This window comes from Magnetococcales bacterium (assembly GCA_015228815.1).
Classification (GTDB): domain Bacteria; phylum Pseudomonadota; class Magnetococcia; order Magnetococcales; family UBA8363; genus UBA8363.
This window is the reverse complement of the sequence record JADGCV010000004.1, coordinates 63,190-81,162: the sequence shown is the minus strand read 5'-3', so window position 1 is coordinate 81,162 and position 17,973 is coordinate 63,190. Positions and strand designations below refer to the sequence as shown.

The following is a 17,973-nucleotide window of genomic DNA, read 5'->3' as shown; positions in this document are numbered from 1 at the left end:
CTGGATGTCTGCACGATCCATGACGTGAACTGTAAAAAAAAGAGGCTTGCCTTTACTTTGTCACATTCATTCGTGCGGGTCGATCGAATAAATGGTCCCCGGACAGTTCTTTTTTCGGGCCGGTCGCATTCAGCCCGTCTTGTTTTGGCCACTTCTCCACGTTGCGCAATCCCTGGGGAACAGGGACGCCCGCATTGCGAAGCGTGGTCATCACCGGGGTTCTGAGTCGGGCCAACGCAAGCAGGGCGGCATCGGACAGAATGCTGGTCGCTTCGCCCTGGGCCGCCACGCATCCCTTGACGAAAATGGCGACATCATCGGCCCAGTCGTAGGCCAGATCCACATCATGGGTGGAAAAGACGATGGTCGCCCCCGCTGCGTTAAGCCGGGAAAGGCATGACAGCAGGTGTTTTTGACCGGGATGGTCGAGACCGGCGGTCGGTTCGTCCAGCACCAGCACCGGAGGTCGCACGGCCACGATGCCGGCAATGGCGGCCCGTTTGCGTTGACCGTGGGACAGCAGATGAGGTGGACGGGCGGCGAGAGAAGAAATTCCCAAGGCTTCCATGGCGTCGGCAACGCGGCTCATGGTTTCATCCACCGGCAGACCCAGGTTGAGCGGACCGAACGACACGTCCTCGGCCACGGTGGCGGCGAACAATTGATCGTCCGGTTCCTGGAGCACCAGCCCGACGGTTCGCCGCCAGGCGACAAGACCGGCGGCATCGTAACGTCCGGGCTGTCCGTCGAGCAGCACCACGCCTTCGCGAGGGCGCAGGGTGCCATTCAAGTGCAACAACAACGTGGTCTTGCCCGAACCATTTCCCCCAAGGAGCGCCAGTTTGCGACCGGCCACGACGTGCAGATTCATGCCGTCGAGCGTGTTTTCCTTCGATGTCGGGTAACGATATGTCAGGTTTCTGGCTTCGACGATCAGTTCCCCCATTTCAGTCCCCATCCGGCGAGCATCAGGAGCGACGGCAACCCCAGCGCCATGATCCATTCCGACATGGAAGTGCGTGGTCTGCCCGGCAGGACGGGAAGGCTTCCCCGATAGCCGCGGGCGGCCAGGCCGGTTTCCATCCGCCGGGCGCGGGTGAGGGCGATGGTCAGCAGACCGGAGATCAACAGGGAAAGAGAGCGCATCGAGCGCCGCCAGCCGTGGTAACCCAGGCGAAAGGATTGGGCGCGGTATCCCGTGGCGGCGGTATCGCCTACCAGAAACAACAGACGATAGACCAGCATGGCCAGATCCGCCACCACCCCGGACAGTCCGGTCCGGGGCAGAAGCCCGATCAAGCGGCCCGGAGGCGTGGTGAGAATCAGCAAGGCCATGGCCGACACCGCGGCCAGGGAACGCATTCCCAGCTTCAGTGCCGTCAAGGTGGCATCCGACGACCATGACAACACGGGACCGCCATTCCAGGAGACCGTCACCGCCAGCACTGGCAATCCCGTGGCGAGGAATCCGGCGGAGGTCATCAGCACCCCCAGAAACGCCGCAGGAGGAACCCGTGCCGATCCCAGGGCCAACAGTGCCGCGGATCCCAGGGCCAACGGCGCGGTGTAAGGTTCCGGGCCGCCGATGGCGGCAAGGATCAATCCAAGACACAAGGTTGCCTTGCCGCCATCTCCCCGGTCGCGCCAGTCACTGGAATGCGCGATGGCGTCAAACACGCGCATTGGTGCGTTCCGACCGTTCCCGCCGTCCGCGCCGCAGACCGAAATAGTAGGCGACCACCCCACTGCCGATGGCTGCCTGCAACGCGAAGAGCAGGCTGCCGATTTCGCCGCTGGGTGGTTCCCACAAGGGTTCGAACCACGGAGTGTAGCCGGGGCGCAATTCCAGAATCACATTGCCGGCCTGATCATCGGCGCCGCCGAACGCGGCATTCTGGGTGGAGGGGAGGGGTACCACCAGGGGCAACAGCACGATCAGCACGGCGAGACCCAGGACGATCCGGTTGTCACGCAGCATGGGGAACCTCCTTGTCATTCACGACGGCAAGCAGACGCAGCTCGTCCGAACTGTTGCGTTCGAGCCAGTTGAACACGGCCACGGTCAGGAGTGCCTCGACCATTGCCAGAGGTATCTGGGTCAGGGCAAACACCGACAGGAACTTCAGGGACGCCCCCATGACGCCGGAGACCGGATCGGGAAAGGCCACGGCCAATTGCAGGGAGGTGGTCACATAAGTGGCCAGATCTCCCAACCCCGCGGCCACCAGGATTGCCGCGGGTACCGGCAGTCCGATGTGGCGTCCGCCCCGATAGATGACCCAGGCCACCCATGGCCCGACCACGCCCATGGAAAAAATATTGGCCCCCAGGGTGGTGATGCCGCCGTGGGCCAACAGCAGGGCTTGAAACACCAGGACGATGGTGGACATGAGCGCCATCACCGACGGGCCGAACAGGACTGCGCCCAGCCCGGTGCCGGTAGGATGGGAACAGCTCCCGGTGACGCTGGGCAGCTTCAAGGCCGACAATACGAACGAAAAAGCCCCGGCGGCCCCCAGCAACAGACGGATCTCGGGCTTTTCCTTCATCAGTCGTTTCACCTTCACGGCCCCCATGACAACGAACGGCAGCGAGGCGGCGATCCACCCCGCCGCATGCAACGGTGGCAGAAAGCCTTCCATGATATGCATGGCATGTCTCCATGAAGTCGGGTTTGCATCGTTGGTTTGGTGGTGTTTCATCGATGACGACCACCGGAAATGGACGAGACATTGTATCAGGAGTGGAATGACATGGTTTTCCTCCTCGTTGGTCGGGGGTACGAGGCCGGAACATGCGGACAGGGAAAACCGGAAGCGCAGGACGAGCATCAGGGATGATGCGGGGGATGATGCGGGATGAGACGGGAACAGCGTGGAAGCCTGAAACGTCGCACCGGGCGCACCATCCCGGCGCTCGCCCATGCCGCCCGCCGCGACATGTTCAGGCCTGTTGCCTCGGGCCGGTCTCAGGGCTTGCGCGTTGGGGCTTTCACAAAAAGCCCCGCGTTCCTCCATCGCTTGAGGCCCGGAGGCCGAAAGATCGATGGTGGGACATGACGCGCCCACCGTTGCGGGGGCAGCACCGGGTTGGCCGCGGAGCGGTTGACCGGATTTCCCGTTTAAGCGCGGGGAGTCAACTCCTCGCATCACCCGGGCAGGGATGGGAGGGAAGTTTAGGAACGAGCGGAGAGAATGTCAAGAAAAAACATCCCGCGGCCACAGGGCAATTTTCTTGCAAAAGGAGGTCAGGCATGCATTATATACTGCCACTGAATTTCCGGAGATAATGATTCCTCCCGTGACCTCCGCAATATTTTTTCTTATCAAAATATTCTGAAGCGAGGCGGTACTCATGAATACCCTGATTCACGAAAACGAAAGGGAAATGGAAAATCGTGAATGGCGCGAATCCCTGGAACAAGTATTTCGCACTCAAGGGGCCAATCGGGTCGTCGAACTGCTCCATCTGCTCCAGGACCAGGCCCAGGTACTTGGGGTTGGGGTTCCATTCTCGGCCAACACCTCCTACACCAACACCATTTCCCCGGAAGAACAACCACTTTTTCCCGGAAATCCAGATATTGAACGACGTATCGAAAGCCTGATTCGCTGGAACGCCATGGCCATGGTCGTTCGCGCCAACCAGGAAGAATCGGGTATTGGGGGGCACATTTCCACCTACGCTTCGGCAGCGACCTTGTTCGAAGTCGGGTTCAATCATTTTTTCCGTGGCCCGGACCATCCGTGTGGCGGGGACATGGTGTTCGTCCAGGCGCACGCTTCGCCAGGAATCTATGCCAGGGCATTCCTGGAAGGACGGCTGGATGAAGTGGACCTGGCCAATTATCGCCGTGAATTGCGCGAGGGGGGCGGACTGCCCTCCTATCCCCATCCTCGCCTGATGCCCCACTTCTGGCAGGTCCCTACCGCTTCCATGGGGCTGGGTCCCATTCTGGCGATCTATCTGGCCCGTTTTCGCCGTTATCTGGAAGACCGGGGTCTCAAGGAACGCAACGATGCCAAAATCTGGTCCTTCATCGGCGATGGCGAAACGGACGAACCCGAGGCCCTTGGAGCCATCTCCCTGGCAGCGCGGGAAGGATTGGACAACCTTGTTTTCGTCATCAATTGCAATCTGCAACGGCTGGATGGCCCGGTCCGGGGCAATGGTCGCATCATCCAGGAACTCGAAGCCAATTTTCGCGGAGTGGGTTGGAATGTCATCAAGGTACTCTGGGGCTCCGATTGGGATCCCCTCTTCGACCGCGATCGGGAGGGGGTGTTGCGGCAACGGCTGGGGGAACTGGTCGATGGCGAATATCAAAGACTCGCCATCGAATCGGGAGACTATGTTCGGCGAAAGGTGTTCGGTGGCGATGAACGCCTGGAAAAACTGGCGGCACGGCTGTCGGATGACGAGGTGCGCCGACTCAGCCGTGGCGGTCATGACCGCAAAAAGATATTCGCCGCCTACCAGGCCGCCATGGCCCATGCCGGGCGCCCGACGGTGATCCTGGCAAAGACCGTCAAGGGATATGGCATGGGCCCCGCGGGCGAGGCGATGAACATCACCCACACGCAAAAACAACTTTCCGTTGCGGACGTGCAACGATTCCGCGCCCGCTTCGATCTTCCCTTCTCCGACGAAGAGGCGGCACGCATGCCCTTTTTCCGACCTGCCGAAAACAGCGAGGAAATGCGTTATCTGAGACAGCAACGTCAACAACTGGGTGGCAGTCTGCCCTTGCGCCGCACCCCCGCCGCTCCCATCGTCATGCCTGATCCCGCGGTGTTTTCCGAGTACCGCAAGGGAACGGGCGAACATGCCATCTCCACCACCATGGCCTTTGTCCGCCTGTTGGGAAAACTGTTGCGCGAGCCAGGGGTGGGTACACGGATTGTCCCCATTGTTTCCGATGAGGCGCGAACTTTTGGAATGGAGGCGTTATTTCGGCAATGCGGTATCTATGCCCATGCCGGACAACTCTACGAACCGGTCGATTCCAAGACCCTTCTCTACTACAAGGAGGCCCGCGACGGGCAAATTCTTGAAGAGGGGATTACCGAGGCCGGCGCCATGGGATCTTTCATTGCCGCCGGGACCTCGTTTGCCAACTTTGGCGTTACCATGGCTCCCTTTTTCATTTATTATTCGATGTTCGGTTTTCAGAGGGTGGGTGATCTGATCTGGGCCGGGACCGACATGGGCGCCCGGGGATTTCTCATCGGCGCCACGGCCGGACGCACCACCCTCGCCGGAGAAGGATTGCAACATCAGGATGGAGCCAGCCATCTTTTGGCGCTGTCGGTTCCGACCTGCCGGGCCTACGATCCCGCATTCGCCTTCGAACTGGAGGTCATCATCCAGGAAGGGATGCGACAAATGTTCGTGGAACGCGCCGATTGCTTCTACTATGTCACTGTCATGAACGAGAACTATCCGCAACCACCGATGCCCGAAGGGGTACGGGAAGGAATTCTGCAAGGGATGTATCTTTTCCGCGCTCCGACCCTCCCTGAAGGGACCCCACGGGTCCATTTGTTTGGCAGTGGCGCCATACTCAATGAAGCACTCGCCGCCCAGGAACTGCTGGCCACGTTCGGGATCGGAGGATGGGTCTGGTCGGTCACCAGCTACAAGGAATTACGTCGCGAAGCCCTGGAGGTGGAACGTCTCAATCGATTGAACCCAAAAGAAAAACCGCGGATTCCCTTCCTCACCCGTTGCCTCGAAAACAAACCCGGACCGGTGGTCGCCGCCACCGATTACATCACCGCCCTGCCCGACTCCGTCGCCCGATGGGTGCGTGATGGCTGGACCAGTCTGGGCACCGATGGTTTCGGTCGCAGCGACAGCCGGACCGCGCTGCGCACGTTTTTCGAGGTCGATCGACGCTTCATTGCCCTGGCAGCCCTCGAACAACTCCTGGAACGGGGCGAAACGACCATGGAAACGGTTGTCAGTGCCTGCGACAATCTTGGGATTGATCCCGAAAAACCAAACCCCATCACCGTTCCCGGGGACTATTGGCGCGATCGGAGAAAGAAAAATGGGCGATAACAATAAAAAGTTTTTTCCATGGATGGTTCCCATGATGCAATCATCGGCACTGGATTTGTCATGGCTTTGATCGATTCCTTTGGTCGTTCGATTACCTATCTCAGGGTTTCGGTAACCGATCGGTGCAACATGAAGTGTTTGTACTGCCGTGTCGGTGATGAACGTCAGGGGGTGGAGAGTCATGAATTGTTGAACTTCGAGGAGTTGACACGTCTGATCCGGATTTTTTCGGAGCTTGGAATCGAGAAGATACGTTTTACCGGCGGCGAGCCATTATTACGGAAAAATCTGGTCGCTCTGGTCGATGCGGTCAGTCATCTTCCGGGCATTGGTGAGGTGTCTCTATCGACCAATGCGTTGTTGCTGGAGCGATTTGCCTCAGAGTTGAAGGTTGCCGGATTGCGCCGGGTCAACATATCGCTTGACTCGTTGAATGCGGAAACCTTTTCCAGGGTGACGCGCGGGGGACGGTTGGATGTGGTTTTACGGGGGATTCGCGCTGCCGTCACTACGGGTTTGAGTCCGGTCAAGGTGAACATGGTGGTCATGCGGGGGGTGAACGATGATGAAATCCCGGCGATGGTCGCCTTTGCCCGCCAGGAAGGGTTGATCCTGCGTTTCATTGAAACCATGCCAATCGGCGAGGCAGGAATGCGTATGGAGCAAACGTTCATGCCGGCATCGGAGATTTTGCACCGGGTGCGGGAGAGTCTGGGAACGGAAGAGGTTTCAACGGAAGGACCCAATCCCAGTGGCAACGGCCCGGCAAACTATTTTTTTCATACCGGGAGTAATACCACGATCGGAATCATATCGGCCAAGTCGCGTAATTTCTGCGAAACATGCAATCGCATGCGGTTGACTTCCCGGGGAGCGTTGGTTTTTTGTCTTGGACGGACAGGACGCATGGACTTGAAAGATCCTTTGCGGAAGGGTGACAGCGATTCCAGGATCCGGGAACTCGTTCTTCAGGCGGTTCGGGACAAGCCCGAGGGGCATGGGTTTGCCGATGAGTTGCATGGAAATTCGCCCCACGCCATGTCGCGACTGGGGGGATAGCAACATTTGAAAAATCTGCGTCCATCCGCGAAATCCGCGGATTCACGACATACCCGCGATCCGCGGATTTCGCAGATTCGCGCAGATTCAAGACGAAGGATTCTATGCGGCGTCACACAGTTTACAACATGAGCGATACAATGATTTCAGTCGTGGCGTTCGATAATTTCCCGCCAAAGAGCGGTGATGGCCAGGTTTTCCTCGGAGTCGGGGGCATAAATTGCCAGGGGTGAGCGTTTGATTCCCATGGCTTCGATGGTGTTGGAGTGGGGGATGGTCTGTTTGGCAAAGATGGGGTGACGATCACGGACATTGTTTGCGACAATCCTGTGAATGGAATTGTTGCGGTTGACCATATTGAAAAAGGGAACCACCTTCATCTTCCATTTTTTCTTTTTCGAAAGGTAATGGACCAGTTTGTTGTAGGAACGCAGCGATAACGGGGTTGGGATCAGAGGAATCAACAGGACATCGGTGACCCGCAGAATGTTTTCCGTCAGCAGGGAAAGCCCTGGAGGGCAGTCCAGAAACAGGAGATCATGGGATCCACGAAGCGGTTTGATCAGTTTTTTCAGGCATCCGTCAGGTTTGTCGGCTTCGTGAAAAAACTGATCAAAATATCGGTAGGATGCATCGGAAGGAAGGAGGTCGAGATTGGGGTATCCGGTGGAACGGATCAATTCGTGCATGGGAACCTTTCGTTCGAGCAGTCCTTTGACTCCTCCTTGAACTCCGATTTTGTGACAAAGATAAAAGCTCGTGGCCCCCTGGGGGTCGAGGTCCCAGATCAGGGTAGAGGTTCCATGGGATGCGGAGGTATAGGCCAGATTGACCGTGGATGTGGTCTTGCCAACCCCACCCTTGATATTGTAAATGGAATAGATTTTCATCGGCCTTGCCACTGTTGCCATGGTTGTTGCGGCCCCCTTGCCGCGATCGAATCGTGTCGCACGCAAGGTTCGAGGAAGGGTACGGTCCAGGGACGCCAGATTGCAAGGTGTGGTGATTTCAAGAGTATGGCTTTCTCTCGGAATGATACAATCCGAATACAAAAAGGAGTTGTCATGGCGGTCCATTTGATCTCCGAGGAGGATTTGCAGCGAAACCGGTTGGCCTTTGCCAAAAGGAGGAAGGTCGCCATTGCCCGGGAAACGCAACGGCTGGAGGAGCTGATCGATCGGGAAGTTTCCAGCCGAATGCATAAGGGGATGATCCTTCCGTATGTGGTGTCCTTTGCCATCCCCGAAGCAATCATGTCCAAGAAAGACCAAAGTGATTTCCTGGACGCGGATGATTATTTCATGGCCATTGTCACCGAGTTGCGGGAGTTGTATCGCAAGGCGGGATGGGCTTCCAAAGTCAAACGTACCGACGATCAGGTGCATCTGACACTGGACCGTCCCCGTCAGGCAAAGGAGGTCCTTCCCTCTGATGCCGACCACGCCTGATCCATCTTTATCGATGGCATTTCGTCTTTTCTTTCTCGGCATCGCGACGTTCCTGGCCTTGCACCAAAAAGAGGGGTTGCCACGGAATACCTGTCTGATTTAGAATGCGGCCTTTCGATGTTATGGGGGCCGTTAGCTCAGTCGGTAGAGCAACAGACTTTTAATCTGTGGGTCGTTGGTTCGACTCCAACACGGCTCACCAATAATAAACCTCGCCCTACACGAAGGGAGAGGGGCTGGACGTACACTGTTGGTGTCAAGAAATCTCAAATGCGCTTGCCCTGTGTCTCGCACCAGGCAGTCTCGACTTCACGAACCAAGGTTGCCCATGGTGGCGGGTGTCTCCTTGGGTCAGAAAACAGTCCCCAGAAAATAGTTTCCAGAAAATAATTCTGGTTGCCTTGAGATTTCGGTATCTTCCCATGTCATCCTTGAAAAAGGCCCTTCCAATACTCATTGTCGTGGTCCTGGTGTCGCTTCAGGCAATAGGTCCCCTTCATGAGTTGGACATGGAAGCACATGAACCAGGGCATCCTTGTGGACTTTGTTTTGTCCTTGGGCACCTTGATCATGGTGTTTGCGAGGAAAACGAGTTCGTTCCTCCTGTGTTCCCCGCTGCCGTCGCCGTCCTTCCTGCCGCGGAGACCGTGGACATGGTGGTTTTTTCTTCCCACCGTCCACGGGCGCCGCCATCGCTCCAATCGTTGCCGATGATTTGAATCGGCCCATGATGCTTCATCACGTTGGGCCGATGGTCCTGCCGTCGGGCAGGAACGGTTCTGTCGATTGTCACCGAGGAGTGTCTTAATGAACACACTGAAATCCATTTCTGGTTTTTGTGTCTTGTTATTGTTGCTGTGTCAACCACGTACCGGGATCGCCCAGGAACAGCGGCAGCACGATGCCCATGTCCATGGCATCGGACAGTTGCACATCGCCATCGATGGCCAAACCCTGTCCATCGAACTGGAAACACCGGCGGCCAATGTGGTCGGTTTTGAACAGGCACCAAAAACCGCCGAGGAAAAGGATCAGGTACAAAAAGTTGCCGATCGGCTGTCCCGGGGAGCGGATCTGTTTGTCCCCACCGCCGAAGCCCATTGCCGGTTGGTCGAAGGCAAGGTCGTCTCGGAACAGCTTGAGGAGAAGGGACATGACCATGGTCACGATGGGGATGGACGGCACAGCGAATTTCATGTCGTCTATTCCTTCCAATGTACCGATCCCGCGGCGTTGACCCATTTGGATGTCCTGATCTTTCGACTTTTCCCGGGGACCGAACGGCTGGAGACCCGGTTTGTCTCATCCAAGGGACAGGGATTGGCACATCTGACCGAGGAGGCGTTTCGGGTGACATTTTGAGTGAACTCCATCCTTATGATCAGGGCGTGGATTGAATGAATCTCTTCCGGGGAAAATCATGGAACAGGATGAAGAGGTCGTTGCCATCTCCGATGTCGTGTTTCGCTGGAAGACCGCGACCCCGGTGGTTCTCGACATTCCCTCCTTTGTGGTCCATCGGGGGGAGCGTTTGTTCGTCAAGGGGGCCAGCGGCAGTGGCAAGAGCACGTTGCTCGGGCTTTTGGGAGGGGTCCTTGTTCCGCAACAGGGGACGGTTCGGATTCTCGGGCAGGCACTGGGAGGGTTGGGCAGTGCTGCCCGGGACCGTTTCCGTGCCGATCATCTGGGGTTCGTGTTTCAAATATTCAATCTTCTGCCTTATCTCTCCCCGATCGAAAACGTGTTGTTGCCGTGTCGGTTTTCGCCGCTCAGAAGGTCCCGGGCCGAACAGGGGGGGCAGGGGTTGGAAAGCGAGGCCAGACGCCTGCTGGCCCATCTGGGTTTGCAGGATGAAACCCTCCTCGTCCGCAAGTCCACCGATCTGAGCGTCGGTCAACAGCAGCGGGTCGCCGTGGCGCGAGCGTTGATCGGGGCCCCGGAATTGCTGATCGCCGACGAGCCGACTTCGGCCCTCGACTGGGATCGACGGCTTGATTTCCTCGAACTTCTGGAACGCGAATGCCGCAACCAGAAAACGACCCTGGTCTTCGTCAGTCACGATGCTTCGCTGGAATCCTTGTTCGACCGCAGTGTCGCCATGACCGAAATCAACCGGGCGGTGGTCGTGAACGGATCCTGGGGGGGGGTATCATGACAATCCTTCACCTCACCCTCAAAAGTCTGAACAATCGTCGCGGTACCGCCATGTTGACCTTGTTTTCCATCGCCCTGAGCACGGCACTGTTGCTGGGGGTCGAACGGATACGCTCCGAGGCGAGAAACAGTTTCGCCAACACCATCTCCGCCACCGATCTTGTGGTCGGCGCCCGCGGCGGCGCCATGCAGTTGCTGCTCTATTCGGTCTTCCACATCGGCAACGCCACCAACAACATTTCCTGGAAAAGCTATCAGGAGATCATCCGTCATCCCAAGGTGTCCTGGACCGTCCCACTGGCCCTGGGCGATTCCCATCACGGATTCAGGGTCCTGGGGACGACCTCGGCCTTTTTCGAACATTATCGCTATTCCGGCGGACGTTCTCTTGAGTTTCATTCCGGACATTCGTTCAGCGATCTCTATGATGCCGTCATCGGTGCGGATGTGGCGGAAAAACTGGGATACCGGTTGGGGCAGGGCATGGTGGTGGCGCATGGCGCCGGAAAAATCAGCATCGTGCAACACGCCGACAAACCGTTTCGCGTGGTGGGCATCCTGCAACGGACCGGAACTCCGGTCGATCGAACGGTGCTGGTTTCACTGGAGGCCATCGAAGCGATCCATATCGACTGGCAGGGCGGAATGCCATCGCCGGGTGTGCAAATAACGGCTGAAAAAACCAGGGAAATGAATCTGACACCCCGTTCGATCACTGCGGCCCTGGTGGGGTTGAAATCAAGGGTCGCGGTGTTCCAGGTGCAGAGATTCGTCAATGATTACAATGAAGAAGCCCTGTCCGCCATCATGCCCGGCGTCGCCTTGCAGGAATTGTGGGACCTGATGGGCATCGCCGAAAATGCCTTGAGGATCATTTCCTGGGCGGTGGTGCTGGTGGGAGTGACGGGAATGCTCAATGCCATCCTGTCCGGACTCAACGAACGACGACGGGAGTTGGCCATCCTTCGTTCGGTCGGGGCGCGTCCATGGCAGATTTCAATTCTGCTTGCCGGAGAGGCGGGGACTTTGTCCCTGGTTGGAGCGGTATCGGGAATGGGGCTCCTTCATGCGGCCATGTTCCTGCTTGCCCCCATGGTGGCGAGCCGATTCGGTCTTTCCCTGGGTGACGGCCTGCCGACAACGGATGAATGGCAGCTCCTGGGCCTGGTGGTTGTGGCCGGCGTGTTGGTGGGAATCATACCCGCCTGGCGGGCCTATCGCCTTTCCCTGGCCGATGGCATGACGATCAGAATATGAGCGGATGCAAATAAACGATCATGGGTATCGCCGGGGCCGGGATGGAGCGCCTGGTTCCGACGGGGTTTGGGACAACGCGCCAGCATTTTATTGATAACTGTCATCAGTTTCGGGAATTTTTTGTTATGAAAAAAGTATTTATCGTCGTTTTGCTGCTGGTTGGTACGTTGTATTTCATGTTTTCCGCAATGGGCTGGTTTGGGCCAGGTCCGGTTGTCGATTCCATTTCTGTCCCAATGCCTTCCGGGGACAAGGACCCGAAATCCGCGACAGCGTCTTCGCCAGGTTCCGAGACCATCCCGGCCACGGCAACCGCCGCGACTCAAGACAGGGGAACTCAGGAAGCACCTTTGGATAAACAGGTGGAAATTCGGACGTTGCAATGGAATGAATTGGTTCCGGAGGATTTTCATCCGGAAAAATTGTTGGATTATGACAAACTGTCTCTTCTTGACGATTCCGACCCCAAGGCAAAAAAGATGATGGATGCCTATCGGGCAGAAATGGAACGGGCGCCGACCGTTGCGGCATTAAACGGGCAGAGGGTGAAGATTCCCGGATATATCGTTCCCCTGGAAATGGATGGGGCGGTCACCCGCGAATTTCTCCTTGTTCCCTATTTTGGCGCCTGCATCCATGTCCCACCACCGCCCGCCAACCAGGTGATCCATGTCCGCGCCGTGGGAGAAGGGACGGTGGCGGCCCGATCCTGGTACGATACCGTCTGGATCATCGGGCGGATGTCCGTCGAACGATTGGAAAACGCGATGAGCGACGCCGGTTATGCCATCGATGCCGAACGGATCGAGCCTTATCAGGAATGATCTCCGGCCATAAGTGTCGTCGCATTATAAAATATTAGAGTTTTTTTACTGTGATGCCTACCGTCGGGAGTTGTGAATGTCATTGCCGGAAGCGCTTTCCTTCAAGGCCAAACTGGTGGTGGTGTTTTTGCTCATCGGGATCCTTCCCCTTTTTGTGCTGGGTTGGTTGACTGTGAACCAGGCCCATCATGTCCTGAGGGAAAAGGCAGGGGAGGAGTTGTCACGTACCTTGTTGTTCAAGAAGATGCAGGTGGAACAGTACCTGGACATGACGGGAAGACAGTTGAAGGAACTTTCGCTGCGCGATGGTTTCGCGGAGTGGATGACGGGGATGAAAGCCGCATTTCACCGGGTTTCGATTCCAGCCAACACGCAAACCTTGCGTGAACGGCTCAAGGCCCGTTTTGACCTGTCGTTCGTTCCGGAGTACCGGAAACATCAGGGAAACCGAACCCCACCGGATACCTATATCGCCTTGCTGGATGACAAGGCCCTCTTCTGGCAGGAACGGATGTTTGTCCACGATGACCGTGTCCAGGGGAGCGATTCCCTGGAGATGGGTGATTCCGTGGAACAATTCATCCGCTTTCGCGACCAGTTTGACCCGATGATGCGGCAGCAATTGGCCAGTTATGATTATTATGATCTGTTTCTGGTGGACAACCAGTCGGGTCATGTGGTCTACGCGGTGCAAAACGAAATCGATCTGGCAACCAGCCTGAAATCGGGTCCGTTTGCCCAGACCGGCCTGGGCGATGCGTACCGTCGGGTCCTGGCCGGAAACAAGGGTGAAACCGCTCCCGTCATGGTCGATTTTTCCCCCTATTTTCCCTCCTACGATGCACCATCTGCCTTCATGGCGGTTCCGGTTCTCCGGTCGGGCGACATGGTCGGGATTCTCATGACCCAGATTCATTTTCAATCGATCGACAAAATCCTGAATGATCGCAAGGGGCGGGGCAAGAGTGTCAAGATCACCTTTCTCGATCGCCATGGGATGGATGTCATGGGGAAAACGTCGGGCGATGAACGACGTGGCGAAAAAAAGGACGGTGGAGGGGGCGATGAGGCGGTCACGGAAACGATGACGACCGAAAACTCGGGGAATGATGGATTTCATTCCAGTCGGGATTATCTTTGGGCGCGGATCGCGTTGGACATGTATGGGTTGTCGGGAAGCCTGGAGGGAAGAAGCGCTTTGAAAGAGGTGATGGCGCCGATCGATACCTTGGACCGGACGTTGACGATGACGGTTTGGATGACCTTGTTGCTGGTTTCCCTGCTGGCCGTGGCCACGGGAAAAATATTGCTGGCGCCGCTCGTCCGCTTTTCGGCGACGGCGGGGCGTATCGCTTCGGGGGATTGGTCGGCGCGGGTACCGGTTGGCGCCCGTGATGAATTGGGCATGATGGGGTTGGCTTTCAACAGCATGGCCCAGAGGGTACAGGAAGAGTATTGGATCAAGGAAAACATGGCGCGGTTGGGCCGGCTGTTTCCTTCGATCCGCGGGGTCGAACCCTTTGCCGAAACCTTGTTGCGGGAACTCCTGAATCTGTTGGTCGCGGTGCAGGGAGCTTTTTTCCTGCAAGATCGCGGGACAGGCCGTTATGCGCTGGTGGCGGGCGATGGCATGCATCCCCGGAGGGAAGAAACGGCTTCATTCGCTCCGGGAGAAGGGATCGTTGGCCGTTGTGCCGTGGAACGGCGGATTCTGATTTTCGATGAGTGGCCGGAAGGGACCTGGACATTGACGACCGGACTCGGGTCGGTGCGTCCGTTCACCCTACTGGCGCTGCCACTGAACTATCAGGAACAGACACGCGCCGTGGCGGTGTTCGCGGCGAATCATCCATTTTCTCCAGTGCAACGGCACTTGCTCGAAGAAATTTCTCTTCTGGGTGGCCTCGCCTTGGACAATCTGGCGCGGGTCGGCCATATCGAGGAATTGCTCGAAGAGACCCGGGCCCAGGCAGCCGAACTGGAAATGGGGCAGCAGGAACTGGAACAGATGAACCTGGAGTTGGAAAAGAACAGTCAGGATCTGCGGCTGTCGGAAGAATTGCTGCGCAATCAGAATGAGGAATTGGAGGCCGGCAACAAGATTCTGGAAGAACAATCGCAACTGTTGCAGGGACGCAATGAGCAGTTGGCCAACGCCCATGCCGATCTGGAACGGGCGAGCCGCTACAAATCGGAATTTCTCGCCAGCATGTCCCATGAATTGCGGACACCGCTCAACAGCATCCTCATTCTTGCCCATGCGCTCGTGAAAAATGTCGATGGCACGCTGACCGACGCCCAGGTCGAGGATGCGGAGGTCATTCATCAGAGCGGTCGTGAGTTGCTGGAGATGATCAACGAAATCCTCGATCTTTCACGCATCGAGGCGGGCCGGATGGAACTTCATCCCGAAGAGACCCAGCCGTTGGGACTGGCCGAGGAGATTCGCCGGCAGTTCGAGCCGTTGGCAAGAAAAAAGGGATTGCGGTGGCAGGTGACGGTCGATGAGCGCCTGCCCGCCTCCTTCTGGGTTGACCAGGAGAAAATTCGCCGAATCGTCAAAAATCTGGTCGCCAATGCCTTCAAGTTCACGGATGAAGGGGCGATTGTGTTGCGGATGGGACGGGAAGAGGCGGAGCAAGGTCGCGGACCATTCTGGGTCATTTCGGTCACGGATACGGGGTGCGGCATCGATTCCGCGGTGCAGGAACAGGTGTTTGAGGCCTTTCGTCAAGTCGGATCCAGAAAGGGCGGAACACGGGGTGGCGTCGGGCTCGGTCTGGCGATTGCCCGGAAACTGGCGGGGTTGATCTCCGGTACGATCCGCCTGCACAGCGAACCGGGACGGGGAAGTACTTTTTCTTTATGGATTCCCTGGGACATTCTCCCCCCTGGGACATCGGTTGGCGCCGAACCGGTTTGTGCGCCACCATCGAAGACGACGGAACCGGACGGAATTCCCGACGAGTGGCTGTCCGAGGTTGTTTGGCCGATGGGGACAACACCCGAGGGTGACCGAAATGTTCGCGGTCTCCTTGTCATCGAGGATGACCCCATCTTCGCGAATAGTGTTCGGCAACTTGCCGAACACCGTAAGTTCCAGGTATGGATCGGAGGAACGGGACGTGAAGGTTTGGCCTTGGCGGTTCGCATGCGACCGGAAGGGATTCTGCTCGATCTGGGCCTGCCCGACATGCCGGGAGAGGAGGTGCTCCGGCGTTTGCGTGGCGATTCCCGTACCCGGGGAATTGCGGTACACATCGTTTCCGGTCGAGAGGATCCTGGGGAGGAAGCCCGGCAGGGAAGTCTGGGATTCCTGTCCAAGCCGGTTGCCGACGCGGAGGTTCTCAAGATATTGAATCGAATGATGCCGACACACGCGGGAAAAAGGGGGCGTTTGCTGTTGGTGGAGGATCATTCGGAAATGCGTCGTTCGATCATCGAACTGATCGGCAACACGCAGGTCGAGGTCGTGGAGGCGGCACGCGGTGATGAAGCCCTGGAGCGATTGGCGGAAGGTTCGTTCGATTGCATGGTATTGGATCTTGGTTTGCCCGACATGGAAGGGACGGAATTGTTGGAACGGATGACAGCCCTGGGTCGTCTGCCCCCGGTGATCATCCATTCGGCTCGGGATTTGACTCGCAAACAGCATGACCTGCTGTTGCGTTATACCGACAGCATCATCGTCAAGGGACCTAATCTTGAAACCCGGTTGCGCGATGAAATCATATTGTTCCTGAACCGTGTCATTCGTGATCATCCGGAGGTGGTTCCGACGACGGTTTCTTCCGTTGTCCACCGCGAGGAACTCTTCGCGGGAAAAAATGTCCTGCTGGTGGACGATGATGCGCGCAACGTTTTTTCGATGACTCGAAGCCTGGAAAGGAAAGGGTTGAAGGTGCGCATGGCGGGCAACGGCGCCGAGGCCTTGGAACATTTGCGCCAGGGATCACCGGTGGACCTTGTCCTCATGGACATCATGATGCCGGTGATGGATGGCTACGAGGCGATGCGGCAGCTTCGGTCTCTGGAGTCCTGTCAGACTCTTCCCGTACTGGCCCTGACGGCCAAGGCGATGCCCGAGGACCAGAAAAAATGTCTGGAAGCGGGGGCCAACGATTATTTGACCAAGCCGGTGGACATGGACCGGTTGTTCGAAATGATGCGCATCTGGTTCGAAGACAGAAAATCATGTCACGGCCAATGACCCGGCACGATGTTCATTCGGGGAACTCATCCTGGACGAATGACCTTCGATTTCAATCATGGAGCGGGTTGGCCGGCGTGGGTCCCGGATTTTGACGGGATCACACACCATGGTCAATCATTGGGAGACATGATAGATTGGCCTCGGGCGGTTTGCCGGTGCGGACGCTTCGGAGGGGACCGGAAGGGGCGGACCATGTTTGCTTCGTAATCCAAAGGACGATCCGATGGAAAACAGAAAAAAATTGTACGAAGGCAAGGCCAAGGTGTTGTTCGCGACGGATGATCCCGAGGTCCTTGTCCAATATTTCAAGGATGATGCCACCGCCTTCAACGGGGTCAAAAAAGGATCGATTCACGACAAGGGGGTGATCAACAACATGATCACCGAACGGTTGATGACCATCCTCGGGGTGGTCGGGATCCCGGTCCACTTTCTGCAACGGATCGGTCCACGGGAACAGAAGGTCCGTCGGGTCGAAATCGTCCCGGTGGAACTGGTCGTCCGCAATCGTGTGGCGGGTTCCATGGCCAAACGCCTGGGGCGGACGGAGGGTGAGCTTCTTCCGCGTCCGGTCGTCGAATTCTACTATAAATCCGACCCTCTGGATGATCCGTTGATCACCCTGGACCATATCGAGGTTTTCGGTTGGGCCTCCCTGGCGGAGATGGCCTGGATCCAACAAACGGCGCTGCGCATCAACGATGTTCTTCTGGGCTATTTTGCCAGTATCGGGATTCATCTTGTCGATTACAAACTTGAATTCGGTCGTCTCGGCGCACACCCGGAAACGTTGGTGCTTGCGGACGAGATTTCTCCCGATACCTGTCGCCTTTGGGACATGAAAACAGGGAAAAAATTGGACAAGGACCGTTTTCGTCGTGATCTGGGCGATGTGGCCGAGGCCTATCACGAAGTCGCATTCCGCATGGGGTTGATGCAACCTCCAGGAGCATGA

Annotated in this window: 14 protein-coding genes, 1 tRNA gene and 1 riboswitch; of the genes, 10 read left to right on the top strand and 5 right to left on the bottom strand. The window is 57.2% G+C overall.

The annotated features are described in order from the left end of the window. Window positions 1-52: 52 nt before the first annotated feature. The 4 genes from HQL76_02755 to HQL76_02740 are packed head-to-tail and all read right to left on the bottom strand — an operon-like array spanning window position 53 to window position 2,651. A complete protein-coding gene (locus HQL76_02755; GenBank protein ID MBF0108083.1) occupies window positions 53-946 on the bottom strand; it encodes an ATP-binding cassette domain-containing protein in 894 nt (297 codons plus the stop codon). Next, on the bottom strand, window positions 934-1,683 hold the full coding sequence (locus tag HQL76_02750) for a cobalt ECF transporter T component CbiQ (protein MBF0108082.1): 750 nt from the start codon (window positions 1,681-1,683) through the stop codon (window positions 934-936). Before HQL76_02750 ends, HQL76_02755 begins: the two co-directional genes overlap by 13 nt. Next, window positions 1,670-1,978 carry an energy-coupling factor ABC transporter substrate-binding protein gene (locus tag HQL76_02745; protein ID MBF0108081.1) on the bottom strand — a complete coding sequence of 103 codons (309 nt, stop codon included), beginning with the start codon at window positions 1,976-1,978 and terminating at the stop codon, window positions 1,670-1,672. Before HQL76_02745 ends, HQL76_02750 begins: the two co-directional genes overlap by 14 nt. Beyond that, window positions 1,968-2,651, bottom strand: coding sequence for an energy-coupling factor ABC transporter permease (locus HQL76_02740; GenBank protein MBF0108080.1), 684 nt, complete (start codon window positions 2,649-2,651; stop codon window positions 1,968-1,970). The genes HQL76_02745 and HQL76_02740 overlap by 11 nt, the downstream gene beginning before the upstream one ends. Before the next feature lie 291 nt (window positions 2,652-2,942). After that, window positions 2,943-3,171: riboswitch (cobalamin riboswitch) on the bottom strand. 183 nt (window positions 3,172-3,354) lie between these two features. Between HQL76_02740 and aceE the strand changes: the two genes are divergently transcribed. Both aceE and moaA read left to right on the top strand, forming a co-directional pair. After that, entirely contained in the window at window positions 3,355-6,063 is a 2,709-nt protein-coding gene (gene aceE / locus HQL76_02735) for a pyruvate dehydrogenase (acetyl-transferring), homodimeric type (protein ID MBF0108079.1), read from the top strand. Between the two features lie 60 nt (window positions 6,064-6,123). Then, window positions 6,124-7,122, top strand: a complete 999-nt coding sequence (moaA, locus tag HQL76_02730) for a GTP 3',8-cyclase MoaA (protein MBF0108078.1) — start codon at window positions 6,124-6,126, stop codon at window positions 7,120-7,122. Window positions 7,123-7,268: 146 nt separating this feature from the next. On the opposite strand, the gene HQL76_02725 is transcribed toward moaA, so the two are convergent. Next, window positions 7,269-8,198 (bottom strand): ParA family protein, encoded by a 930-nt coding sequence (locus tag HQL76_02725; protein ID MBF0108077.1) that lies wholly within the window; start codon window positions 8,196-8,198, stop codon window positions 7,269-7,271. On the opposite strand from HQL76_02725, the gene HQL76_02720 reads away from it, so the two are divergent. The 8 genes from HQL76_02720 to HQL76_02685 all read left to right on the top strand — a co-directional run bounded on the left by HQL76_02720 (window position 8,187) and on the right by HQL76_02685 (window position 17,973). Further along, complete coding sequence (locus HQL76_02720) at window positions 8,187-8,570, top strand: hypothetical protein (GenBank protein ID MBF0108076.1); 384 nt, start codon at window positions 8,187-8,189, stop codon at window positions 8,568-8,570. The two genes, HQL76_02725 and HQL76_02720, sit on opposite strands and share 12 nt — an antisense overlap. A 126-nt stretch (window positions 8,571-8,696) precedes the next feature. Then, window positions 8,697-8,772: transfer RNA gene (locus tag HQL76_02715), tRNA-Lys, on the top strand. A gap of 605 nt (window positions 8,773-9,377) precedes the next feature. After that, window positions 9,378-9,932 (top strand): DUF2796 domain-containing protein, encoded by a 555-nt coding sequence (locus tag HQL76_02710; GenBank protein MBF0108075.1) that lies wholly within the window; start codon window positions 9,378-9,380, stop codon window positions 9,930-9,932. A gap of 58 nt (window positions 9,933-9,990) precedes the next feature. Beyond that, complete coding sequence (locus tag HQL76_02705) at window positions 9,991-10,725, top strand: ATP-binding cassette domain-containing protein (GenBank protein MBF0108074.1); 735 nt, start codon at window positions 9,991-9,993, stop codon at window positions 10,723-10,725. Next, on the top strand, window positions 10,722-11,981 hold the full coding sequence (locus HQL76_02700) for an ABC transporter permease (GenBank protein MBF0108073.1): 1,260 nt from the start codon (window positions 10,722-10,724) through the stop codon (window positions 11,979-11,981). The genes HQL76_02705 and HQL76_02700 overlap by 4 nt, the downstream gene beginning before the upstream one ends. Window positions 11,982-12,343: 362 nt before the next feature. Beyond that, a complete protein-coding gene (locus HQL76_02695) occupies window positions 12,344-12,805 on the top strand; it encodes a DUF3299 domain-containing protein (protein MBF0108072.1) in 462 nt (153 codons plus the stop codon). A gap of 76 nt (window positions 12,806-12,881) precedes the next feature. Continuing rightward, window positions 12,882-17,015 carry a response regulator gene (locus HQL76_02690; GenBank protein ID MBF0108071.1) on the top strand — a complete coding sequence of 1,378 codons (4,134 nt, stop codon included), beginning with the start codon at window positions 12,882-12,884 and terminating at the stop codon, window positions 17,013-17,015. Window positions 17,016-17,241: 226 nt separating this feature from the next. Beyond that, complete coding sequence (locus HQL76_02685) at window positions 17,242-17,973, top strand: phosphoribosylaminoimidazolesuccinocarboxamide synthase (protein ID MBF0108070.1); 732 nt, start codon at window positions 17,242-17,244, stop codon at window positions 17,971-17,973.